The sequence below is a fragment of the Pseudoglutamicibacter cumminsii genome (genome assembly GCF_003143995.1).
Classification (GTDB): domain Bacteria; phylum Actinomycetota; class Actinomycetes; order Actinomycetales; family Micrococcaceae; genus Pseudoglutamicibacter; species Pseudoglutamicibacter cumminsii_B.
Genome location: NZ_QFWG01000001.1, coordinates 181,955 through 204,703, shown reverse-complemented (window position 1 = coordinate 204,703; position 22,749 = coordinate 181,955). Strand labels below are relative to the sequence as shown.

At 62.3% G+C, this 22,749-nt stretch carries 18 protein-coding genes and 1 tRNA gene; 4 read left to right on the top strand and 15 right to left on the bottom strand.

The window, feature by feature from the left end; translation table 11 throughout:
• Window positions 1–41: 41 nt before the first annotated feature.
• From CAY35_RS00955 to CAY35_RS09775, 7 genes are all read right to left on the bottom strand, one after another.
• Window positions 42–1,028, bottom strand: a complete 987-nt coding sequence (locus tag CAY35_RS00955) for an FKBP-type peptidyl-prolyl cis-trans isomerase (protein ID WP_109302937.1) — start codon at window positions 1,026–1,028, stop codon at window positions 42–44.
• Between the two features lie 83 nt (window positions 1,029–1,111).
• Window positions 1,112–2,605, bottom strand: coding sequence for a proteasome accessory factor PafA2 family protein (locus tag CAY35_RS00950; RefSeq protein WP_181377433.1), 1,494 nt, complete (start codon window positions 2,603–2,605; stop codon window positions 1,112–1,114).
• Window positions 2,602–2,793: a ubiquitin-like protein Pup gene (locus CAY35_RS00945; protein ID WP_109302935.1), complete on the bottom strand. Its 192-nt coding sequence runs from the start codon at window positions 2,791–2,793 to the stop codon at window positions 2,602–2,604. Before CAY35_RS00945 ends, CAY35_RS00950 begins: the two co-directional genes overlap by 4 nt.
• A gap of 59 nt (window positions 2,794–2,852) precedes the next feature.
• Window positions 2,853–4,571, bottom strand: coding sequence for a depupylase/deamidase Dop (gene dop / locus CAY35_RS00940; RefSeq protein WP_181377432.1), 1,719 nt, complete (start codon window positions 4,569–4,571; stop codon window positions 2,853–2,855).
• A gap of 2 nt (window positions 4,572–4,573) precedes the next feature.
• Window positions 4,574–6,232 (bottom strand): proteasome ATPase, encoded by a 1,659-nt coding sequence (gene arc, locus CAY35_RS00935; protein ID WP_109302934.1) that lies wholly within the window; start codon window positions 6,230–6,232, stop codon window positions 4,574–4,576.
• 53 nt (window positions 6,233–6,285) lie between these two features.
• Window positions 6,286–7,389 (bottom strand): tRNA (adenine-N1)-methyltransferase, encoded by a 1,104-nt coding sequence (locus tag CAY35_RS00930; protein WP_375231726.1) that lies wholly within the window; start codon window positions 7,387–7,389, stop codon window positions 6,286–6,288.
• A complete protein-coding gene (locus CAY35_RS09775; RefSeq protein ID WP_109302932.1) occupies window positions 7,355–8,497 on the bottom strand; it encodes a site-2 protease family protein in 1,143 nt (380 codons plus the stop codon). The genes CAY35_RS00930 and CAY35_RS09775 overlap by 35 nt, the downstream gene beginning before the upstream one ends.
• Window positions 8,498–8,616: 119 nt before the next feature.
• Here CAY35_RS09775 and CAY35_RS00920 point away from each other — a divergent pair, with 119 nt between their 5' ends.
• Window positions 8,617–9,606 (top strand): PAC2 family protein, encoded by a 990-nt coding sequence (locus tag CAY35_RS00920; protein ID WP_109302931.1) that lies wholly within the window; start codon window positions 8,617–8,619, stop codon window positions 9,604–9,606.
• A 24-nt stretch (window positions 9,607–9,630) separates the two neighbouring features.
• Here the strand turns inward: CAY35_RS00920 and mshC are convergent, their stop codons facing one another.
• The 5 genes from mshC to CAY35_RS00895 form a co-directional block, all read right to left on the bottom strand.
• A complete protein-coding gene (gene mshC / locus CAY35_RS00915; RefSeq protein WP_109302930.1) occupies window positions 9,631–10,932 on the bottom strand; it encodes a cysteine--1-D-myo-inosityl 2-amino-2-deoxy-alpha-D-glucopyranoside ligase in 1,302 nt (433 codons plus the stop codon).
• 74 nt (window positions 10,933–11,006) lie between these two features.
• A complete protein-coding gene (locus tag CAY35_RS00910; protein ID WP_109302929.1) occupies window positions 11,007–11,843 on the bottom strand; it encodes an undecaprenyl-diphosphate phosphatase in 837 nt (278 codons plus the stop codon).
• Between the two features lie 32 nt (window positions 11,844–11,875).
• A complete protein-coding gene (locus tag CAY35_RS00905; RefSeq protein ID WP_109302928.1) occupies window positions 11,876–13,027 on the bottom strand; it encodes an acyl-CoA dehydrogenase family protein in 1,152 nt (383 codons plus the stop codon).
• Window positions 13,028–13,097: 70 nt separating this feature from the next.
• Entirely contained in the window at window positions 13,098–14,474 is a 1,377-nt protein-coding gene (locus tag CAY35_RS00900; protein ID WP_109302927.1) for a M20/M25/M40 family metallo-hydrolase, read from the bottom strand.
• Window positions 14,475–14,665: 191 nt separating this feature from the next.
• Window positions 14,666–14,751: transfer RNA gene (locus tag CAY35_RS00895), tRNA-Leu, on the bottom strand.
• Window positions 14,752–14,982: 231 nt separating this feature from the next.
• On the opposite strand from CAY35_RS00895, the gene CAY35_RS00890 reads away from it, so the two are divergent.
• Window positions 14,983–16,167, top strand: coding sequence for a glycosyltransferase (locus CAY35_RS00890; protein WP_109302926.1), 1,185 nt, complete (start codon window positions 14,983–14,985; stop codon window positions 16,165–16,167).
• Here CAY35_RS00890 and CAY35_RS00885 read toward each other — a convergent pair.
• The 3 genes from CAY35_RS00885 to CAY35_RS00875 are packed head-to-tail and all read right to left on the bottom strand — an operon-like array spanning window position 16,136 to window position 19,739.
• Window positions 16,136–17,071, bottom strand: a complete 936-nt coding sequence (locus tag CAY35_RS00885; RefSeq protein WP_109302925.1) for a MaoC/PaaZ C-terminal domain-containing protein — start codon at window positions 17,069–17,071, stop codon at window positions 16,136–16,138. The genes CAY35_RS00890 and CAY35_RS00885 overlap by 32 nt on opposite strands.
• A 2-nt stretch (window positions 17,072–17,073) precedes the next feature.
• Complete coding sequence (locus tag CAY35_RS00880) at window positions 17,074–18,423, bottom strand: 3-oxoacyl-ACP reductase (protein ID WP_109302924.1); 1,350 nt, start codon at window positions 18,421–18,423, stop codon at window positions 17,074–17,076.
• A complete protein-coding gene (locus CAY35_RS00875; RefSeq protein ID WP_109302923.1) occupies window positions 18,423–19,739 on the bottom strand; it encodes an acetyl-CoA C-acetyltransferase in 1,317 nt (438 codons plus the stop codon). The genes CAY35_RS00880 and CAY35_RS00875 overlap by 1 nt, the downstream gene beginning before the upstream one ends.
• Window positions 19,740–19,887: 148 nt before the next feature.
• Between CAY35_RS00875 and CAY35_RS00870 the strand changes: the two genes are divergently transcribed.
• A complete protein-coding gene (locus CAY35_RS00870) occupies window positions 19,888–20,667 on the top strand; it encodes a TetR/AcrR family transcriptional regulator (RefSeq protein ID WP_109302922.1) in 780 nt (259 codons plus the stop codon).
• Between the two features lie 2 nt (window positions 20,668–20,669).
• Complete coding sequence (locus CAY35_RS00865; protein WP_109302921.1) at window positions 20,670–22,712, top strand: acyl-CoA dehydrogenase family protein; 2,043 nt, start codon at window positions 20,670–20,672, stop codon at window positions 22,710–22,712.
• Window positions 22,713–22,749: the final 37 nt, after the last annotated feature.

The following is a 22,749-nucleotide window of genomic DNA, read 5'->3' as shown; positions in this document are numbered from 1 at the left end:
GTTCTGGCACGTGTGATCAGCGAGGCTATATCGCCCGCTGGTTAGTCGTTGTCGCGAGGGTCGCCCTGGTCTTCGACCTTCTCGATGGTCACGAGGAATACGAGCGTGCCCATTGGCGAGCTGCTCTGCTGGCCCGGGGTTTCTTCGCCGTATGCCTTCTCGCCCGGGATCGTGAGCAACACGGTCGTGCCAGCCTTGAGGCCCTCGAGGCCTTCCGTCCAACCTTCGATGACCTGGTTGAGGCCGAAGGAAGTGGACTCTGGAGCATCGAAGTTGCCGTCGAACTGCTTAGCGTCAGACCATTTCGCGCCGGCGTACCGGACGGTCACCTTGGATTCCTTGGTGGCCTTCGGACCCTTCTTACCTTCGTCAATGACATCGACGATCAGCTTCTTAGGCGCATCCGACTTAGGAATGTTGACCGTGTAGGTGTCGTTTTTGCCCTTGTCGACCGTTGGCTTATCGCCGCGCATCGTGGCTTTCTTCCACTGCACGGAAGGGTCTTTCGCTTCCTCAACGTGGATGACCCACAGCTGCGGGCTATCCAGGTTAGGGGTCGTGATGAAGTAAGCGATATCGGAGCCTACCGTGGCTTCCTTGAGACCCTCGTACAGCCCTTCGACACCAGCCAGAGCATCCTTTTCCAGGGTCAGACCTTGTGCCTGCTCATAGCTACCCGGCTGGAGTTCCTTGCCGGTGGCTGCATCGAACGTCGCCATGCGCAGCTGGAGGCTCTGGCCGTCCTTGACCTTGGGGCCGTCGCCCTTGTTGATGACCTTCGCTAGCGGCTTGTTGCCGTTGAGCGGGGTATCGAACTCAGCAGATACGGAGTCCTTGCCGTCATGAGTGATCTTGACCGAGCTCAAGTCGACGGGCTTGCTTGCGTCGCCCTTGTCAGCACTCTGTGAAGGGGTTTGAAGTTGCGCATCCCCCGATGTGGAATTCTCTGGTTCTTCTTTCGAACCTGAGCATGCGGCCAGGGACAAGGCCAGCACACCGGCCAGGGTTGCAGCAGCTAATTTGCGCACTGAAAACCTTCCTTCTCAGTTTGCACACGGCGGGGCCGCCGTGACGTTACAGAATGCGTGACGTTACGTCTTGTGGGTTAACTCTACAGTCCGCCGGGGACCATAGAGTCTTCGTCAAGGCTTGAGAAAACCGCGTCGATGATCGCGGCGGCACTCGCTTCAGGTTCCGTGCCCTTATGGCTCCCAGGAAGCGTGGAAATGAGCTCAGATGCAGCCGACGATGCGGCCTCAAGTGGGTCTGGCATGAGGACTTTGGTCTCGGTTACGTCGCTGAGCCGGAACGTCATCCAGTCCGCTTTATAGCTTGCCCCGCTTGCGTGGCTCGCCGCGATCAAGGCGCCGCGGGATAGCGCTCGCGTCGTGTGAGGAGGACGTACACGTGCAGTCTCAACCGCATCGGGCGTTGTGATGCGTTCAAGCAGCCCGGATGTCTCGAGCTTTTCCTGGAGTGACGCGGCATGAGGCTGAGCGAGTTCGTGATAGGCGAGCTCGAGGCGGCGTACCGAGGCATCGTCCCAGTCGACTCCTCGGCGTTGCGCGTAGCGGTCCAGAAGGCGCCGCTTCGCTTCAAAATCCAGCGTCGTCGCGACGCTAGTGAGGTCTTCGGCATGCCACGCATCGAGCGTCTGGCGCCACAGATCCAGCGCGGTACGCATCAGCGGATCGCGCTCGATTGCGCCGTTGCGTTGAGCGTGTGCTGCGGCTTGTTCATAGAAATAGTCTTGAACGTCAACCGCGCTCATGCGGCGCCCCGTGTCGAAGGTCAGCATCGTGTGGCCGTCTGCGTCATCAGACACGGCACGCAGCGAATCCACGGGCTGATCAATCTCTCCGAGTTCAGACCTGCCGCCGGCTTCGATCCAATCCAGCACAAGCCACGTCGAAGCGATCTTCACAAGCGTTGATGCCTCTGAGACGTTGGTGTCCCCCACGATCACGTGCAGGCGGCGATGCTTCGCGGCATCCGCGTGTGGTTCATCGCGCGTGTTGATCATCGGGCGGGAGCGCGTCGAACCAGATGACACGGCTTCCCACATGTGCCGGGCGCGCGGAGAAAGCACGTACCGCGGCCGGTCATCGATCAGACGGATATGGCCCGCCCCGCAAATCAGCGGGCGAGTCACCAAGAACGGGATGAGCGTGTGCGCAAGACGTGCGGCACCGAGTTTGCGCGGAATCATATAGTTTTCGTGGCAACCGAACGCGTTACCTGCCGAGTCCACATTGTTGCGCAGCAGGTGGATGGTTCCAGGGTGCGGGGAGTCCTCCCAGGCATCTTGCGCTATCTGTGCGAGCCGTTCGAGAGTTCGCGCTCCCGCTCGGTCTTGCTCGAGGACTTCGCTCAGTAGCGAGCATTCCGCGGTCGCGATCTCGGGGTGAGACCCCACATCGAGGTAGAGCCGCGAACCGTTCGGCAGGAACACCGACGTGGCCCTCCCCCAGTCGATCACCGGCTGGAACAGGTGCTTAGCGACGTCGTCGACCTCTGGTGCGCGGCCGCTGCGGGCGCTGTAGGCGAGCCCGTATTCAGTCTCCAGGCCTACGATGCGGTTCGCGGCTACATTGTCTAGGCTCACTGCCCGCCCTTTTGGACGTAGCCGGAGACGAATTCGGAGGCGTTGGTTTCCAGGAGGCCGTCGATTTCGTCAAGGATCGAGTCCACACCGGCGTCCTGACCCTGCGTGTTGATCTGCGGGGCGTCGACGGTTTCGCTGCTCTGTTCCGCAGGTGTTGAGCTCTGCTGGTTAATACGTTCCTGAGCCATGTTGTTCTCCTTAGCTCGTGGGCCGGTTCTCGTTATCTTCCATGCTACAAACCGGCGTGTTAGAGGGTGTGTGGGTCGCTCGGGCTGGGTTCGTGGGCGTGTGTTGACTGCTCGATGCCGGTGCAGAACTCACCGAGCGATAAGGTGCTGACTTCGTGCTTGGTTGCGGCCCACGGAACCGGCATGTCGATGCGTTCGATGCGGCCGTCGACGTCGAAGGTCAGGCTGTCCCACGATGCGGATGTCAGTTGGGTTCCGAATGTGCTCACGGCCTGGCCGCGTGCCCATGCCCGGGTCGTCGCTGGAGGTGTGGTGAGTGCGGCTTGGATGTCGGCTTCCGCGAGTACGGTTTCTGCTTTGCCGGCGCGTTCGAGCGCCCACGCAAGCCCTTTGCCTGCCCGCAGGTCAGACCATTGAAGGTCGATCAGTTTCAGCTGGTCTGCATCCCATGTGGCGGGGTCCGCGGCGTCAAGGCCGGCTCTAGCCGCATAGGCACGCAACAACGAGTATTTGCCGCGCCATTCAACCAGCCGGTCGGCCACCGGATCGTCTGCGCGCAACGCATCGACGATCCGGCGCCACAAGACGAGCACGCCACGTTCAGCGCCAGAGCTGACCGCATCGGACGCCGCCTGTTCTGCCGCCCTGTCCTCTGCCGCATACGTCTCTGCTGCTTCCAGGAACATTTCCTGGATGTCCAGACCGCTGAGGCTGCGGCCATCAACCGTGGTAACTGTGGCGCGAAGAGACGGATCCTGAGAGAACACCTTGACGGCCGCAACAGGGTCGGCGAGCTCGATGCGCGGCATACGCCCCGCTTCGATGAGCCGCAAAACCCAGTTCGTTGCACCGAGCCGAACCTGGGTCGAAACGCCCCAACAGTTCGCGTCCCCAACGATCACATGCAGCCGGCGGAAGCGATCGCTCTGCCCGTGTGGTTCATCGCGCGTGTTGACCAGGGGCCGCCGCAACGTCGTCTCCAGCCCAACGCGTTGCTCGAAATAGTCAGCGCGCTGCGAGATCTGAAAACCTGCCTGCTCCCCGAACTGCCCGAGCCCGACGCGGCCCGAACCGCACACGATGTGCCGCGACGCGAAGAACGGCAACAGCCCCGCAACTAGCGCGTCGAACGGCAGAGCCCGCGGCGTCAAGTAGTTCTCGTGCGTCCCGTACGAGGCGCCCTTGCCGTCAACGTTGTTCTTGTGCAGGATCACTTCGTGCCCGATGCGCTCGCTCGCGTAGCGGGCGGCCACGCTCGCGAGGCGGTCCCCCGCTTGATCCCACACCGCGGCATCATAAGAATTTGTGGTCTCGGGTGAGGAGTACTCGGGGTGCGCGTGATCGACATAGAAACGCGCGCCGTTGCCCAAAACCGAGTTCATGAGGATCCGGCCGCCAGACGCACCCGCTCCGGCAGCGCCCGTTCCAGCGCCGGCACAGTCGCCAGCTACCGAAGCTCCAGCCGCGACAGAGGCACCCTCATGCGTCAGCTGCGATTCGTGAGCGTCGGCACGCCGCACCGAAAATCCACGAGCATCATCCAGAGGGCGCTCGTGCAGGTAATCCCACGGGGCCGTAGCGCTCGCCGAGCCGAGCTCTTCAAGCGCCTCCCCCATCGCCGTGACAACCGCCGCGGAGAGCTGCGTTGGCGTGAGTTCTGAGCCGGGCGCGATGATCCCGTATTCGGTCTCGGTTCCCATGACGCGCTCGCCGGGCGTTCGGCCCACGAGGCCGGCCGCTGTCAGCCCATCTGGAACTGGATACTGCGTTTCAGTCATGTCTACTGCTCGCTGTGTTCGATGCGGCGCACGCTCACGATGCGGGTGCCGGCTGGCGTGCTGAGGCCCAGGATGCGGGCCCATTCGTCCGGGGATCCTTGCGTTGGCATGTGCCCCGAGTGCGCGAACTCGCCCTGCACGGCTGAGCGCACCGCGGACTCATCGAGGCCCGGTTCGCCGCCTTCGATGTCGCGTTTGATGGCGGTTCGCTTAGCCCGGTCCACGATCGCTTTGATCACCGCGCCCGAGATGAGCTGCGACCTACCGATGTAGTGGGTTCCGCCGTCGTCATCCAGGCATTCAAACAGCGGCGCCTCAACCTCGAAGACTTCGTGGGCCACTACTTCGCGCAAGTGGGCGGCCGCCGCGGCCGCACCGGTGTGCCGGCTGAGCTCGCTTGCGGCAAGTGGGGTGTCGGTGTTGAGGTAGCGGCTCAGGATGTCGAGCGTTGCCGCGCGGTCGGGGCGTTCGATGCGCACCTTGACGTCGAGGCGCCCAGGGCGCAAAAGGGCAGGGTCAAGCATGTCGGCGCGGTTGGTCGCGCCGATCACGAGTACGTTCGAAAGCTTCTCTACCCCGTCGATTTCGGCGAGAAGCTGCGGCACAATCGTGGTTTCAACATCGGAGGACACACCGGTTCCGCGGGTGCGGAACAGTGCGTCCATCTCATCGAAGAACACAACGACGGGGTGGCCTGCTGCCGCTTGTTCGCGGGCCTGGTCGAAGATCAGGCGGATGTGGCGTTCGGTTTCGCCCACGAACTTATCGAGCAGTTCGGGGCCTTTGACGTTGAGGAAGTATGCGGATGAACCGGTCTGCTCGCTCAGCGCATGGGCGACGGCTTGCGCGATCATCGTCTTGCCGGTCCCTGGAGGGCCATACAACAGAACCCCTCGTGGGGCTTCGAGGCCGTACGTTTCGAATTTTTCGCGGTGGATGAACGGGAGTTCGATCGCGTCACGCACCTGCGTGATCTGCTGATCCAAGCCGCCGATCATCTGGTACGTCGTCTGCGGTACCTCAGCCAACTGCAGACCAGAGGTCCCCGAATCCACCGTGATCGTGGACAACGCCATGTCCGTCTTGGCGTCCACGAGCACGAGCTCACCAGGCCGCACACCGCGTCGCACGAGAGCCTGCGCCGCCCGGACGACAACCCGCTCCCCCGTCCGCATCGACACAACAAGCCGATCGGCATCAAGCGTGTCGACCACCGTCATCACGGCACCGGTCTCCCGCTGGCCAAGAACCGCCACGACGATGAGTGACTCGTTGACCAAGACCTCGGCGCCGGGGACAACAAGATCGCTTTCCAACAAAGGCGAAATCCCGGTGCGTACGGTTCGGCCAGCGTGAAGGATGTCCACGCCTGCCCCGGATGCCCCCGGGATCGCGCGGGTTCGGTCAGTGATCGCTTCATGCCGAGCCAACACCACGGCATGCGTTAGCGGGAAGTCACCGTCCCGCTCCAACGAAGCCCGTAGCCCGTCGATCGCCTCACGTGAACGACGCAACGCATCCACGAGCCGGGCGTTCTGCCGGTTCAAATCTTCGGTTCGGCGGGACAGCTCGACGTTGCGGCTTCTAACCTCTGCAAGCTCGCTCGCTGCCTCAGCACCTGGAGCCGGTGAGGACGACGGGGTGGTTGCTTGATCGCTCATACGTCCACCCTACGTGTTGGCAACTACGCCGAGCACGAGCGTGACTCCGCTACCTACTCAGACTTCGTGACTTCCGCTCCGCTGCCCGCATCGGGAAGTTCGGCGCCCGCGGCGCGCCCCATCGCCACCGCGTCGCGCGCTGAGCGGCGCAGCTTCTTAGCCGACAAGCCACGTTCGCCCAAGCCCTCGTGAGTCCAGGCCTCGGGATCGTGGTCGGCAGTCCACGCAGACACATCCTCCGCAGGGAAGTTCACTTCCTTGACGCGCCGGGCTCCGGGGATCCCGACGGCGCCGTCAGCGAGCCTGCGCACCGTCATCAAGAAACCAGTGTGAGCCACCATCCGGTGATCCGGGCGCACAGCCAAACCCTCAACGTGCCAGCCGCGCACCATCGACTCGAAGGCCTCAGGCTCAGTGAAGCGACCGTCCGCGCGAATCGCCTCGATCACGCGGGACAGCTGAGTCACCGTCGCAACGTAGTTGACCCACACCCCGCCCGGGGCCAAAACGGTCGCCACCGCGTCGATGCATTCCCACGGCGAAAGCATGTCCAAAACCACGCGGTCCACGCTGCCCGGCTCATGCTCCTCAACCACGCGCTCCTGGAAATCGCCCAAAGACAACCGGAACGACGGCGGAACCTCACCGAACATCGCGGCGATGTTGCCACGCGCAATGTCGGCAAACTCTTCGCGACGCTCGAACGAATGAACCATGCCCGTGTCACCCACCGCGCGCAACAACGAAATCGTGAGCGCGCCAGAACCAACGCCGGCCTCCACGACGCGCGCACCCGGATAGATGTCGCCCATCGTCACGATCTGCCCCGCGTCTTTCGGGTACACGACCGTCGCGCCACGCGGCATCGACAACACGAAATCCTTCAGCAACGGACGCAGCGCCTGATAGCGAACACCTTCCGTGTTCTCGACGACGCTGCCCTCAGGCTGGCCAATCAGCTGATCGTGGAACAAAACACCAACATGCGTATGGAACTCCCCGCCCTCCTTGAGGGTCAGAGTATGCACACGCCGGCGCTCATCCGTGACCTGCACCCGGTCGCCAACCTTGAACGGTCCACGACGATGCTCAGCACCAACAGCCACAATCCAGTCCTTTCGTTCAGCGCCCTTCAAGCGCCTTAACAACGCTTTCACGACGCACAGCGCCAATGCACCGCTGCCGCGAATCCACGACCAGCACCGTCCCCGTCTCCGAATCCAGCGCGGCCCGAGCCAAAATATCACCGTCAGCCTCAGCGGACACAACGTGGGCATCCATCGCATCAACCGCAACATGCATAACGGGCGTACCTGCGTACACAGCCGGGGCCATCCTGCGCAGCGGCTCCGGACGCACCCGTAACAAACGCGTGCCATCCGGACTCAACACCACGACCACGGTGTCCTCAAAAACGCCGGCTTCAACCGCATCGGCAACAGAAGCATGAGGCGCAAGGCGCACCACCGGGCTCACCAAGTGGCCCGCCTGCATGCCTTCGATCCGTAAGCGCAACCGGCCGATCCGCACGGACTTAATAGCGCCATCGAGCAACGGGACAATCATGACCAGAAGCATCAAAAGCGTCACGAATGTGACACGCTGCTCCGCCCGCAACAAGAACACGACGACGCCCACGCCAGCCGCGAGAGCCAGAATGCCACCCAGCCAGCCGGCGACGATCGTCCCGATCGGCTGACGGCCAGCGAGACCCCACACAATCGATTCAACAACCCGGCCGCCATCCAGCGGCAGACCAGGCAACAGATTGAACACACCGATCGCGAGATTCGCGACCACCGTCATCAGAATAAAGAAGCGCAGCGGCCCTTCCGGAAGATCAACGCCAAACCACACCGGCGAATAGATGACGGCCGCGAGCGCGAGGTTAGTCAGAGGCCCCACGATCGAGACTAGGAAAGACTGCGAAGCCTTCGGATTCGTTGTGGTGAAACTCGTGTGCCCGCCCCACAGCGTGACCTCGATGCCGGTGGTCTTCCAGCCCAAAGCCTTAGCGACCAGAGCGTGAGCCACCTCGTGGATCAGCACCGAGAACATCAACGCTAGGGTCTGCAGAAGCCCCATCAGAATCGCAACAGGCGTAGACGTTCCCGGTAGCCAGTCCTGAACCACCACCGCAACCGCGATAGCGAGCACGACTGCGACGAAAAACCATGACGTCGACAACGAAACGGGTACGCCACCGATACTCCCGAGAGGGAGCGGGCGGTTGTACCACGGATGCGTGGCACGTTCGGTAGGCATGACTCATATCTTAGGGGCTCAAACGGCGGCTCTGTGCAAGGTTGCCCTTTTCACTCGCCGTCAGGGTGACTAGGGTAACGATTACAGAGGCCGTTAAACCCCTGCGTTGCTTCCATTGCATGGCGTCCACTGCATTACGTCCACACGCACCGCGAAACTACTACCCGGTTGAGGAGGCCGAAAACGTGAACAGCGAACACGAGCACACAGAAGCGTTCAATTCGGTCAAGGAATGGGTGCGTGCTCAGCCGGTTTCAGGTTCCAGCGCAGACGAGCGGCGCCCCGCGGTGTTGATCGCGGCTTTCGGTGGTTTCGAAAACGCGGGTCAAGCCGCGACCGGTGCGGCTGAATGGATTTTGGAACACGTCGATCAGACGGTCGCCGCCAAGCTCAATCCCGAGGACTACTACGATTTCCGCGTCAACCGCCCGTCTCGCGTAGCCGGAGCCAACGGGAGCCTGAAACTCTCGTGGCCAACGACGCGCCTACACCGCTTCCGCACCCCTACCGGGTTGGATGCCGTGATCGCTTTGGGTCCCGAACCCAACTTGCAGTGGATCTCCTTTGTTGGGGAGGTCTTGATGCATGCTGAGGCCCTGAACGTCGTGATGGTGACCGCTCTTCACGCGACCGCCGAGCAGATCCCGCACAGTTCGGACGTGACCGCTCGCCTGACGTCGGATTCGCGTGTTTTGCGTTCGTTGACGAACGCGAAACAGTCCGATGACGTGGGTCCCGCAGGTATTGTCTCGGTGCTTTCCGATACGGCGTGGGCCGCGGGCCTGCCTGTTTTGGATGTGTGGGTCGACGTGCCGCACTATGTTGCTGCGACGCAGTCGCCTAAGGCGCAGCTCGCTTTGATTGCGGCGCTCGATGAGCACTTGGGCCTGGACCTGACGACCGACAGTTTGCGTGAGCACGCCAAGGAATGGGAGGAAGCGCTTGACGATGCGGTCGAGGACGACCCGCGCATGTCCGCCTTGGTAGCGCAGTTGCAAGAACGGCAGGCCGAAAACGATCAGGCACCGGCGCACGAGCGGATTGACGGCGAAAAGATCGCCGAGGAACTGCGTCGATACCTTTCAGGACGCGAGAACCCGAGCTCCTAGGCTCTAGCTCCTAGCCGCTAGCCGCTAGCCCCCTAGTTGCCAGCTCTGAGCTGGCTTGAGTTCGATACCCAGCAACGCGTTGACGGCATCCGCAACCAAGCCGGCTGCCTCCGCATCAGCAGCATCCGCACCCTTAGCCGACGCATCGACGGCCCCGGCCCATTCGTCGAGCGCGACCAAAGCAGCCGGCGCGTCGAGGTCGTTCGCCAGGGCCGTACGAATGCGAGCGACCACGTCTTCGGCTTGCTGCCGGCTCGTGTGGCCCAGGGCCTTCTCCCACGCCGCGAGGCGCTGGTCTGCGCGGTCCAGGTCGCTGTCTTCGAACGACCAATCGCCGCGGTAGTGGTGATCCAGGATGACCGCGCGGATAGTGCGCGGATCACGGCCCGCCGCCGTCAGCTTCGAAACCAGCACAAGGTTGCCGAGCGACTTGGACATCTTGACGCCTTCAAGCCCGACCATGCCCGTGTGCGCATAGTGATCCGCGAGGCGATGCCCCGAGACCGCAGCCGTGTGCCCGGCAGAGAACTCGTGGTGCGGGAAGATCAAGTCGTTGCCGCCGGCCTGGACCGTGAGCGGGCCGTCGTTGAGGCGCGCCGCCATCACGGAACATTCGATGTGCCAGCCGGGGCGGCCATCGCCCAGGGTTCCGCCGTCCCAGGACGGCTCACCTTCGCGTGCCACGCGCCACAGCAACGGATCCAGGGGGTCACGCTTGCCGGGGCGTTTCGGGTCGCCGCCGCGTTCAGCGAAAAACTCGTTCATGGTTTCGGCGTCGTAGTGGGATACGTCGCCAAGCCGCCACGCATCCGATGCGGCTGCAGCTGAGTCAAAGTAGACATCGCCGTCCGGTTCCCCGTCGGTGCCGTCCACGCGATAGGCCACCCCGTCGGCGAGCATCTTCTCCACGCCTTCGACAACCCAAGGAATCGCGGCAACCGCACCCACGTAATGGTGTGGCGGGATGACGCGCAGCGCCTCCATATCGCCACGGAACAGGTTCGTCTGGTCCTCAGCCAGCCATTCCCAGTCCACGCCGGTGGCTTCCGCACGTTCAAGGAGCGGGTCATCGATGTCGGTCACGTTCTGGATGTAGTTGACCTCAAGCCCAGCATCGAGCCACTGGCGGATCAGCAGGTCAAAGGTCACGTACGTCGACGCGTGGCCCAGGTGAGTCGCATCGTAAGGGGTAATTCCGCACACGTAGATCGATGCGCGGTCAGTGGTCCTGACCTCCTCGATAGCCCCGGTCGACGTGTCGAACAACCGCATGACGGGTGGTTGTCCGGGAACCTGCGGGACGTTAGGGCGTGGCCAAGACTGCACGGGGTCTCCTTAGGGTACGGGGTTGAACGCGAGCACAACTCGTATGACTCGAGGCTATCGCGTGTCTAGTTCGCTTAGATCATCGGGTCGATGAGATTAAGCCCCAAGAGTACGAACAGGATGAATCCCAGCGCGATGCGGTACCAGACAAACAAGCGGAACGAATGGGTTGAAATGTAGCGCAGCAGCCAGCCGATCACGACGAAGCCGACAACGAACGCGACACCGGTCGCAAGCGCGGTAGGGCCTGCGGAATACGGTCCATCAAAACCGTCCCTCATTGCTTTCGCGAGCTTATAGCCACCCGAAATCATGACAGCCGGAATCGCCAAAAGGAACGAATACCGCGTTGCGGCTTCACGTGAGTACCCGAGCGCCAAACCACCCGTGATGGTTCCACCGGAACGGGACACACCTGGGATCAGAGCGAGCGCTTGGAAGAAACCGTAGAGAATACCGTGCTTGACGGTGAGGTCCTTCAGTTCACGGCGCTGCTTACCCAACGCATCCGCGGCGGCCAAAAGCAAGCCGAAGAACACCAGCATGAACGCGACAATCCAGAGGCTGCGGAAGGTCGTGTCGATGTAGCTCTCGAGCAGCAAACCGAGCACGCCAATCGGGATCGAGCCGATGATGATCAGCCAGCCCATGCGCGCATCGGGGTCTTTCCGGGACACCTTCCCCACGAGCGAGAGACACCATTGCTTGATGATCCGCACGATGTCGCGCCAGAAGAACAGCAAGACCGCGGTCTCGGTACCCAACTGGGTGATCGCGGTGAATGCCGCACCAGGGTCAGACCCGCCAGGCAGGAAAGACCCCGCGATGCGCAAGTGCGCAGAGGAAGAGATCGGAAGAAACTCAGTCAGCCCCTGAACGAGGCCGAGGATCGCTGCGTATAACCATTCCACCTCTGCAGACTATCGCGCTACAGGGATGCAACCTAGCTGTTCGCGGTGTGTTCCACTGGACCAACCAGCCAGTTGGCCACAGATTCCATGGCCGATGGGCGCTGGGACGGGTGGTGGATACCCGCAGCGATGTCGCGGTACAGACGCGAAATCTCTGAGGTGCGAGTAAAACCTGCGCCGCCGGAGAGCGCACGAGCGGTCTCGATGTGAGACTGAGCGATATCCGTTGCCATAGTGCGCAAGGTCACCCACCGTGCCACGGTCTCGGGGCTCGGGGCGAGTCCCCCATCGAGCTCGTTGACGACCGACTCAACCACTGCATCGAGCGCAATCTGCTTCATTCCAGCTTCAGCGATCGGCGCACGCGCGGCAGGCTGCTGCGACAATGCGAGACCCGTCGAGCGAGACGTGCGTTCGCTCGCGCTTTGGCGAGCAAGCTCGAGCGCGCGATCCGCGATACCTACATACACAGAACCCGTGAGCGTCAGGAACGAAGCGAAGATCGCGGAAACCAACGGCTCGGTGGCATCCCACGGTTCAAAGCGGGTGTGAATCGTGTCTTCCTTCATGAAAGCATCCGTGAGCTTGGTCGCGAACGAACCCGAAGCGCGCATGCCCAGGGCATCCCACTCCCCGACGCGCTGAACGCCGTCCTGCGGCTCAACAAAGCCGTACAGCAGCTTGCCGTCGTGCTTACCCATCACCCCGAGGCGCGTCCACGCTGGGCCCAGCGACGTAAAGACCTTGAGGCCGTTGAGGCTGTAGCCGCCATCAACCGGCGTGGCTTCCGTGTACGAATCCAGCAGAACCGCATCGTTACCCGGCTCTGAAACACCGAAAGCCAACAGCTCACCTTCAGCAACCCAATTGCGCATGAACGCGAGCCGCTCATCGCCCCACGAACGCAGGATCATGTCGACGCCGCACCACACCTGGTGCATGTTCACCGCCAACGCCGTGGCAGGCGCCGCTGCAGCGAGCAGCCGCTCGGCACGCACGAGGTCAGCGAAGGTCCAGCCCGCACCGCCTTCCTCAATCGGCAGCGTCGCTGTGAAATAACCGGCTTCGGCCAGGTCGTGCACGTCTTGGAACGCGAACTCGTTGTTCTGGTCCAATTCTGGTGCGCGCTCCCGCAGGGTTGCGAGCAGGCCAGGGGTCAAGATTGCAGTAACGCGGTCAGACACGGTGATGTCCTTTCATACGTAGAAAAGTTCTAAGAGCTTTGGGCGCTCATCTTGGGCGCTAGAAGTCGAGTTAGTAATCCAAGAGGAACTCGGAGAGCACAGCCCGGCCGAAGATGATCGAATCGATCGGCACGCGTTCGTCGATGCCGTGGAACATCCCGGTGAAGTCCAGTTCGGCGGGCAACAGGAGCGGTGCGAAACCGTAGCCGTTGATCCCCAGATCAGCCAGCGCATTGTTGTCAGTACCTGCGCCGAGCATGTACGGGAGCACGTGACAGCCTGGATCGTGACGGTTGAGCGCTTCACGCATCGCATCGAAGATCGGAGCCTCGATCGGCGCGCTCACAGACGGCCGGTGATGGTCGACGCTGTAGGTCACGTACTCGCCCGCCAACTCCGCAATGCGTTCCAGGGTCGCTTCGTGCTGGCCAGGGAGCGTACGCACATCGAGCCGGGCAACGGCTTCCTGCGGGATCACGTTGTCTTTGTAGCCCGCCTTGAGAACGGTCGGGTTGCTCGTGGTCTGTAGCGTGTTCGCAATGAACTTCACGGTTGGGCCCAGCGCATCGAGCTGCGGCTGAGGATTCTCCGGATCAAACTCGGTACCCGTAATGTGCGCGATGCCTTCGAGCAGCGCCGCGGTGGCCTCGTTGTATTCGCGCGGCCACTCATCGCCTGCGATGCGCGCGATCGCGCTCGCCAGGTGCACGATGGGGTTCTCGTTGGTCACAGCGGAACCGTGGCCGGCGCGTCCGTGGGCTGTCAGCGCGCCCCACGCGCGGCCCTTTTCAGCTGTCTGAACGAGGTAGACGCGCTCGCCGTTGATCGTGGTCGAGTAGCCGCCGACCTCGCTGATGGCTTCGGTTGCGCCTTCGAAAACCTCGGGATGGTTTTTGACGAGCCACAGCGCGCCGTATTCGCCGCCGGCTTCTTCGTCTGCGAAGAACGCGACGATGAGGTCTCGTCGTGGTTTGATCCCGCGGCGCGCCATGTCTCTCACTGCGGTGAGGATCATCGCGTTCATGTTCTTCATGTCTACGGCTCCGCGGCCCCAGATCATGCCGTCCTTGATTTCAGCGGCAAACGGGTCAACGGACCAGTCTTCGGCTTGCGCAGGGACGACGTCGAGGTGCCCATGGACTACAAGCGCAGGCAGGCCTGGTTCACGGCCTTCGATGCGCACAACGACGCTGGCACGGCCTGGCGCGGCTTCGTACAGGGTCGGTTCAAGACCGACCTCCTGGAGAAGTTCCATCACCATGTCTGCCGCGGGGCGTTCGTTGGCTCCGTCAGGGAAGCTGCCGCGGTTGGTGGTGTCGATGCGGATGAGGTCGCGGCAGATGTCCACGACTTCCTTATCGAGGGCCTCCCGCGTCTGTGCGTCGGGGGCGTGTTCACTTGAGTAGCGTGGCTCGGTGTCCGATGCCTTGCTCACGGAGTCTGACATGTTCATAAGTCTAGAACCCAGCTCACGCGCATCAGATACTGCGCTTAGAGCTACGAAACTTCGTCATGGCAGTGCTCTTGAAACAAGCTGCTGCTCGTGAAACATGTTGCTAGGAAAACTAAAAGCCCCGGCTTTCCGAATCGGAAAGCCGGGGCTTTTCTGCGCCGGGTTTTTCTACCCTGGGCAGTTCGTGCGCGGAGGGGGACTTGAACCCCCACCCTCTTATGCGAGGACTAGCACCTCAAGCTAGCGCGTCTACCTATTCCGCCACCCGCGCGAGCGGCTTTGGCCAGTTCCTTTTCAGCGGTGCTGGCCGCAGACAACAGAAAAGACTTTACACATGGTTTTCCAGAATGCCAAAACGAGGGGACGTCTGTGTGTCGTAAGAGTGACGCTCAAGCTATCCGCAAAGTGCGCTGAGCCTTAGAATGAGAACGCATATACCGGCGTTTTTGCTGGTTTTGCTTTCCTTCGTTCCCTTTTGCGCCCTTGCCTGGAGTGTGACCAAATGCACGTCGCCGTGATCAGCATGCACACGTCGCCACGTGCCACCGCTGGCGGGGGTGATGCCGGTGGCCTCAACATTTTCGTGGACCAGACGTCGCGTGCGCTCGCGGCCGCTGGAGCAACCGTGGATGTTTTCACGCGAGGCGATCACTCAACCGTTGAAGTGGCTCCGGGATACCGCGTCCACACGTTGCCTGCAGGCCCAGCGGATGCCGCCAAGGAAGTCCTCCCGCAGTACACGGATGAGTTCGCGCGACAGTTGTCTGCCCATCCTTCTTTCCGTGGTGCCGATGTGATTCACGCGCATTATTGGCTCTCCGCAGATGCCGCGCTCAAGGCCGCTCACGGCCGGCCGGTGATCGCAACGTTCCACACGACGGCTGCCCGCAAGCGGCACCACGGCCACTCCCCTAGCCCTGCGGAAACATTCCGCGAGCAAACTGAACGACGCATCGCGGCCGAAACGTTCGCGCTGACGGCTAACACCGCGACCGACCGCGATGAGCTGAGCCTCGACGTTGGTGTTCCACCGGAAAAGCTCAGGATCGTGCGCCCGGGAATTGATCGCAACGTGTTTTATCCGGGTGGCCCGGCAGCTCAGTGGCCTGTTTCTGCCAGCGGCCTCAAGATGCTGTTTGCTGGACGCTTTCAGGACTATAAAGGCCCGGACGTCGCGCTGGATACTCTGGCTGAGCTGACGGACGCCAGCCTGGAGTCCAGCTTGGTCATGATCGGTGATCAGTCCGGGCCGGGTTCTCTGGATCTAGTGGCGCGGGCGCGCGAAGGTGGTGTTGAGGATAAGGTCGCGTTCATTCCGCCGATGATGCAGGATCGGCTCGCGTTGATGTACCGGACCGCGGATGTTGTTCTGGTTCCGTCGCGTCACGAGACATTCGGCTTAGTTGCTGCGGAGGCGCTGGCGACCGGAACTCCCGTGGTTGGACATGCCGCGGGTGGTTTGCTTGATTTGATCGACGACGGCGTTGACGGTTTGTTGGTCCATTCGCGTGATCCCCGCGAATGGGCGCGAGCCTTGGCTCCGTGGGCGAATGGCGGTGTCCCCCACGAGGTTGTTACTGCGGCCGCGGATCACGGCCGGCATTTCTCGTGGGAGTCCACCGCCTCAACGCTTGTGGAGCTCTACCGCCAGGCGGTTATGAGCTCAGTAGACGCACATAGCCTGTGAAGTGGACCCGCGGCTTCTTGCGGGTGCTGAATCCGGTGAAGCCGACGAATCCGGCGTCGTCGTCTCCAGGGTTTTGGCTAGCGCTCTCCGCCTTCTTGCCCGCAGTTTGGCTGAAGCTGATGCGGGACGGGATCGGAACGGGAGCACCGAATTCGATGTGCCATTCGTAGCCCCCGCACGCAGTCGCGTCGGCTGGCTCTACTGCTGCGAGCGCGCGAGCCGCGAGGTCTGCGCCGTGAACGATCGCGGTCTTCATGCCCAGCAACTTCGCGCTCAGGTTCGAAAGGTGGATCGGGTTGTAGTCACCCAAGATCCCGGCCCACGTGCGGCCTTCCCCCGGACCGAAGCTCCACTGTGCGTTCATCTGCGGGAGCTCAGGCACCTCGTGCTCGGGACGCGCAGGCTTCTGCGCGCCGTCTAGCGAAACTCCCTTGGCAAGGAACACGCCGGTTCCCTTCCAGACCACGTCGCCGGCCTCGTCGAGCACGCGCGTTTCGATCTCGCACGTCGCACCTGCGTGGTGCGCGTCGAGCGAAATCGGCCGCACCTCGAACGTGAGTTTCTCTCCCGGAACGATGCTGCGGCGATGCTCAACCGTGTTGGTCAGGTGGATCATCCCGAGCATCGGCAACGGGAACTCCGGTTGACGCATGAACTCGATCAGTAGCGGGAACGCCGTTCCGAACAGCACGATGCTCGGCACGGAATCGCGGGTTGGCGCCCCGACGTGGCGATTGACGGCGTTGACGGTTTCCCTGGAGATCGTGACGTCGCGTACGCCTACTCCGTAGGTTGGAAGGCTGCCTTGCGCGACCTTTTTCGGCCGCTTCTTGAGGGCCTCCGTTCCGGCTTTCGCGTAGATCTTCCCGAGGCTTGGCAGCGCGTCCAGATAACGGATGTCCATGTTTACGCTCCGATCAGGCTCTGGCCGCACACGCGCAGAGTCTGGCCGTTGACGCCGCCCGCGCCGTCCGATGCGAGGAAGCTGATCGCTTCTGCAACATCGACGGGCAGGCCACCCTGCTGAAGGCTCGGCATCACGAGACGACCAACAACGCGCGGGCCGAGCGGGATCTTGGCGGTCATGTCGGTCTCGATGAATCCCGGAGCAACCGCGTTGATCGAGCCGCCGTTGGCCGCGAACTTCTCGGCTTCGGCCGCAACCATCGAGATTACGCCTGCCTTCGAGGCGGCGTAGTTTGTTTGGCCTCGGTTGCCGGCGATTCCGGAGGTCGAGGCGAGCGTCACGACGCGCAGACCTTCGAGCCCCGCATCGTGCAACTGCTTGTTCATACGCAACTGGGATTCGAGGTTGACTGCCATGACGCTGTTCCAACGCGATTCATCCATGTTGGCGAGCAGCTTGTCACGCGTGATGCCGGCGTTGTGGATCACGATGTCGAGGCCGCCGTGCAACTGACGTGCGTGTTCGATGATGCGCTCACCCGCGTCTGCGGCCGTCACGTCGAGCTGAAGCGCGGTGCCCTTGATCTCGTTGGCGACCTTCGTGAGGGATTCGGATGCGCCTGGCATGTCGATCGCGATGACGCGTGCGCCGTCGCGTGCCAGGGTCTTGGCGATGGCCGCGCCGATGCCGCGGGCGGCACCCGTGACAGCGGCAACCTTGCCGTCGAGTGGCTTCTCTGGGTTCTCCGGAAGGGTGCCTTGCGAGCTGGTGACCTCGATGAACTGACCGTCAACGTAGGCCGAGCGGCCCGAGAGCAGGAAGCGAAGTGCCGCCTGAACGCTCGGTGCGTCGACGTCGACCGCGTTGTCCAGAACGATGCCGTTGCCCGTGGAGCCCCAGCGCAGTTCGCGCGCGAGAGAGCGCATCATGCCGGTCACGGCGCCGCGTGCGCTGGCTTGCGCTACGTTCGCGGCTTGGTCGGCCGGACGCATGAGCGCGACGACGCGGCCGGTGCGCGCAAGCTTCTTGACCAGAGGCGACGCGGTCATCGCGACGTGGGAAAGCTCAGCCGGATCGCTGATTTCCTCGGTGCACAAGATGATCGCGCCGATGTCGCCGCGGACTGAGTCTGGATGAGCCGTTGCGTTGATGCCCCAGGTTCCGAGCAGATCCGCGACCTTCTTGGCGCTGTCGTGGTGAGATTCCAGCCCGATCACGACCGCCGTGCCGGGCACGAGCGGCGCTCCTTCTTCGTAGCGGCGCAACGTGGTTGGGCGCGGCAACCCGAGCTTCTTGCTCAGGAACTTACCGAACCCAGCCTGGGTGAACTTCATGTACTGATCAGCCATTAGAAAGCCTCCACGATTGCTACGGCACCCTGGCCGCCTGCCGCGCACACAGATACGAGCGCGCGTGCCTTGTTGCCCTTGGCGTGGACCATCTTCGCGGCAGACGCGATGATGCGGCCGCCGGTCGCAGCGAACGGGTGGCCTGCCGCGAGCGAGGACCCCTTGACGTTGAGCTTGGAGCGGTCAATCGATCCAAGTGGGGCATCCAAGCCGAGCTTGGTCTTGCAGAACTCTTCGTCTTCCCACGCCTTGAGGGTCGAAAGGACGGTACCCGCAAACGCTTCGTGGATCTCGTAGAAATCGAAGTCCTGCAGCGTGAGGCCGTTGCGTTCGAGCATGCGTGGAACCGCGTAGGCAGGAGCCATAAGCAGGCCTTCCTCGCCACTCACGAAGTCGACGGCGCCGAGCTCGTAGTCGACGAGCTTCGCAAGCTTCGGCAGGCCCTTCTCGTCGGCGTATTCAACCGAGCTCAACAGAACAGCCGATGCGCCGTCGGTCAGCGGGGTCGAGTTACCAGCGGTCATCGTTGGTTCCGACTTGAGGTTCTTGCCATAGACGGTCTTGAGCTTCGCGAGCTTCTCAACGGTCGAGTCTGGACGCATGTTGTTGTCGCGGGTCAGGCCCTGGAAACCGGTGATGAGGTCGTCGAAGAAGTTCTCTTCGTAGGCCTTCGCGAGGTTCTGGTGGCTTGCTGCCGCGAGCTCATCCTGGGCTTCGCGTGTGATTCCCCAACGTTCGTTCGTGATCGCTTGGTGCTCACCCATCGACAGGCCGGTGCGCGGTTCGGCGGTGCCCGGAGCAACCGGCTTGAGGTGGGACGGGCGAATCGACGCGATTGCCGCGAGCTTCTGCTTGACGGTCTTGGCGGTCGTGAGGCGCACCAGGATCTTACGCAGGCCGTCGGTCACGACGACGGGCGCGTCAGAAATGCTGTCAACGCCGCCAGCCACGCCGACGTCGATGCGGCCGTGAGCGATCTTGTCCGCGACAGAACCGACGGCTTCAACGCCGGTTGCACACGCCATTTGAACGTCGTGTGCTGGGGTCGCTGGGTCAAGCTGGGACCCCAGAACGACCTCGCGGGTCAGGTTGAAATCTTTCGGGTGCTTCAGGACTGCGCCGGCCGCGACTGCACCGAGGCGTTCGCCCTGCAGACCAAAGCGGGCAACCAGCCCATCGAGGGCCGCAAGCATCATGTCCTTTTCGGACACGTCAGCGTAAGCGGTGTAGGCGCGAGCGAATGGAATGCGGTTACCGCCGACGATCGCAACGTCGCGCGGCGCCGAAGCCTTCTTGTTCTCTGGGGACGTGTTCACGGATCTGTGTCCTCTCTCGTGGGACTCGTGGCCAACAGTGGCTCATGTGATTCAACCAATACTCAGCGTACCTGATACTATCGGTATCGTGAAATACCTCACATGAGTTTCTCTTCTGGAAAACTCCACCAAACAAACGAGGACAGCCATGTACAGCGACAAAGCGGAAGGCGCCGTCACGACGCACGTCGACGACGACCTCAGCTGCGACGCGCGCGAAGGCGACGGCCGGGCGACACGCTGGGAAGACCATCGGAAACAACGCCGAGAAGAACTTCTCACCGCTGCACGCCGAGCCATCCACCGGGGCGGGCCACAGCTATCCATGGACGAGATCGCGTCAGCCGCACAAACATCGAAATCCGTCTACTACCGATACTTCGGGGACAAAGACGGGCTGCGTGCCGCAATCTCACACAAGATCATCGAACGCGTCCAGGCGCACGTCATGGACGCTGGCCGCCGAGCGTCTACCCCGGCAGACGGCCTGACCGCGATGATCCTCGAATACCTCGACCAAGCCCAAGGGTCGCCAGCGCTGTATGCATTCGTGATGCACCCAGAAAACGCCGCCGGCGTCATGCCATCCGGCAACTCGATGCACACGGACATGGCGGCGAAAGCCCGCAACGACATCACCGCGCTCATGACGTTCGGGCTCCGGCAAGTCACACCCCACCCCAGCAGCGCACAGTTCGAAGCACTCTGGGCAGAAGCCTCACTCGGCTTCATCCTCTCCGCAGTAGACCACTGGCTGACCCACCAAAACGAGAACAGCGCATCTTCAGCGCAACTCGCGCACGCGATCAGCACGTGGCTCACCCACGGAGTCCTCTCCCCCATCGACATGGGGACCGCAACCGAAACTGCAACCGCATCCAGCTCTGAACCAGCCCCCTCCGGCTCAGTACAAGGAAAGGCACACTGACCATGAGCAACACCAACATCAACGTAGAACGTTTGAACCAGTACCTCTTGGGCAGCTTTGCCGAAGCCCGCACCGAGGCCCGCGAACGCGTCAAAGACACCCGCCTCCACAAGATCGAAGGCCAGGTCCTCGCTGACCAGCGCCAGCACGTGTTCAACAACCTCAAACTGCTTGTCGAGCAGGACGCGATCTCGCGCGCGTTCCCAACTGAGCTCGGCGGACGTGACGACCACGGCGGTAACATCGCAGCTTTCGAAGAGCTCGTGACTGCGGACCCATCCATGCAGATCAAGGCCGGCGTGCAGTGGGGCCTGTTCGGCGCCGCGGTACTGCACCTTGGTACCGAGGAACACCATCGTAAGTGGATCCCTCAGATCATCAGCCTCGAGTTGCCTGGCGCGTTCGCGATGACGGAAGCCGGCCACGGTTCCGACGTCGCGAGCATCGCAACCACGGCTACTTATGACGAAGAAACCGAAGAGTTCGTGATCCACACCCCGTTCCGCGCCGCGTGGAAGGACTACCTCGGTAACGCCGCCTTGCACGGCCGTGCCGCGACGGTTTTCGCTCAGCTCATCACCAAGGGCGTCAACCACGGCGTGCACTGCTTTATGGTTCCGATCCGCGACGAGGACGGCAACATGTTGCCAGGCGTGGGTTCTGAGGATGACGGCGTCAAGGGCGGCCTCAACGGCATCGACAACGGCATGTTGCACTTCACGAACGTGCGCATCCCACGTACCAACCTGTTGAACCGCTACGGCGATGTCGCACCGGATGGCACATATTCTTCGAGCATCGATTCGCCGGGCCGCCGCTTCTTCACGATGATTTCGACGCTGGTTCAGGGCCGTGTGTCCCTCGATGGCGCTTCGATTGCGGCATCCAAGATCGGCTTGGGTATCGCGGTCACGTACGCGAATCAGCGCCGCCAGTTCGCTTCGGCTGGAAACCGCGAGCAACTACTGCTGGATTACGGCCGCCATCAGCGTCGCTTGATCCCGCTTGTGGCGAAGGCTTATGCGGGCACGTTCGCTCACGATGAGCTGTTGCTCAAGTTCGACGCCGTGTTCTCTGGCCGTGAAGACAACGATGAGGCCCGCCAGGACCTTGAGACGCTGGCCGCCGCTTTGAAACCGGTCACCACATGGGACGCGATGGACACGTTGCAGGAATGCCGCGAAGCATGCGGTGGCGCTGGCTTCATGGCCGAGAACCGCATGACCTCTCTGCGTGCAGACCTCGACATTTACACGACGTTTGAAGGTGACAACAACGTCTTGCTTCAGTTGGTCGGTAAGCGTCTGTTGACTGAATACGCAGGCCAGCTCAAGGGCATGGAGCCTCTGGGCTTGGCGACGTTCGCCGCGAAGTCTTTGGCGGAGAACTTCTATTCGCATTCCGGTTTGCGCAACGTGGTTCAGGACGCCCTGGACACCGGTTCGGAGCGCCGCACAGCGAACAGCCTCAAGGACCCTCAGGTGCAGCACGAATTGTTGTCCTCCCGCGTCAAGATGGCGGTTGAAGAGATCGCGAAGGCCCTCAACTCTGTGCGGAAGTCTTCTGCTGAGGACCAGGCCGATATGTTCAATCAGCACCAGAACGACCTCGTGCTCGCGTCGAAGGCTCACGCCCGCTTGTTGCAGTGGGAGGCGTTCACCCGCGCGATCGAGGCGTTCGAAGAAAAGCACGGCGAATCCTGGGACGGCACCGCGCAGGTTCTGACGTGGGTCCGCGACGTCTTCGCGCTCACCGTGATCGAGGAAGAGCTCGGCTGGTACATGATGCACGGTCTGATTTCCCCTCACCGCGGCCGCACCCTGACCGAGTACCTGGATCGCTTGATCACCCGCCTGCGCCCACACGCCCAGGACTTGGTGGATGCGTTCGGCTACACCCAGGAGCACTACCGCGCGCCGATCTCTTCGGGCCGCGAGCAGGAACGTCAGGACGAAGCGCACACCTACTATGAGAAGCTGCGCAAAGACCCGAACGCGCCTGTATCCGAGAAGACGCTACGGGCGAAGGAAAAGTCCGCGAAGTAAGGGTTTTCGCCTGAGCGAGCACGGGCACCGCAACGGG

Coding starts and splice junctions, on each gene's coding strand:
- CAY35_RS00945 (WP_109302935.1), bottom strand. CDS start 2,793: ATGGCTCAGGAACGTATTAACCAGCAGAGCTCAACACCTGCGGAACAG.
- dop (WP_181377432.1), bottom strand. CDS start 4,571: ATGACTGAAACGCAGTATCCAGTTCCAGATGGGCTGACAGCGGCCGGC.
- arc (WP_109302934.1), bottom strand. CDS start 6,232: ATGAGCGATCAAGCAACCACCCCGTCGTCCTCACCGGCTCCAGGTGCT.
- CAY35_RS09775 (WP_109302932.1), bottom strand. CDS start 8,497: ATGCCTACCGAACGTGCCACGCATCCGTGGTACAACCGCCCGCTCCCT.
- CAY35_RS00920 (WP_109302931.1), top strand. CDS start 8,617: ATGGCGTCCACTGCATTACGTCCACACGCACCGCGAAACTACTACCCG.
- CAY35_RS00900 (WP_109302927.1), bottom strand. CDS start 14,474: ATGTCAGACTCCGTGAGCAAGGCATCGGACACCGAGCCACGCTACTCA.
- CAY35_RS00890 (WP_109302926.1), top strand. CDS start 14,983: ATGCACGTCGCCGTGATCAGCATGCACACGTCGCCACGTGCCACCGCT.
- CAY35_RS00885 (WP_109302925.1), bottom strand. CDS start 17,071: ATGGACATCCGTTATCTGGACGCGCTGCCAAGCCTCGGGAAGATCTAC.
- CAY35_RS00880 (WP_109302924.1), bottom strand. CDS start 18,423: ATGGCTGATCAGTACATGAAGTTCACCCAGGCTGGGTTCGGTAAGTTC.
- CAY35_RS00870 (WP_109302922.1), top strand. CDS start 19,888: ATGTACAGCGACAAAGCGGAAGGCGCCGTCACGACGCACGTCGACGAC.
- CAY35_RS00865 (WP_109302921.1), top strand. CDS start 20,670: ATGAGCAACACCAACATCAACGTAGAACGTTTGAACCAGTACCTCTTG.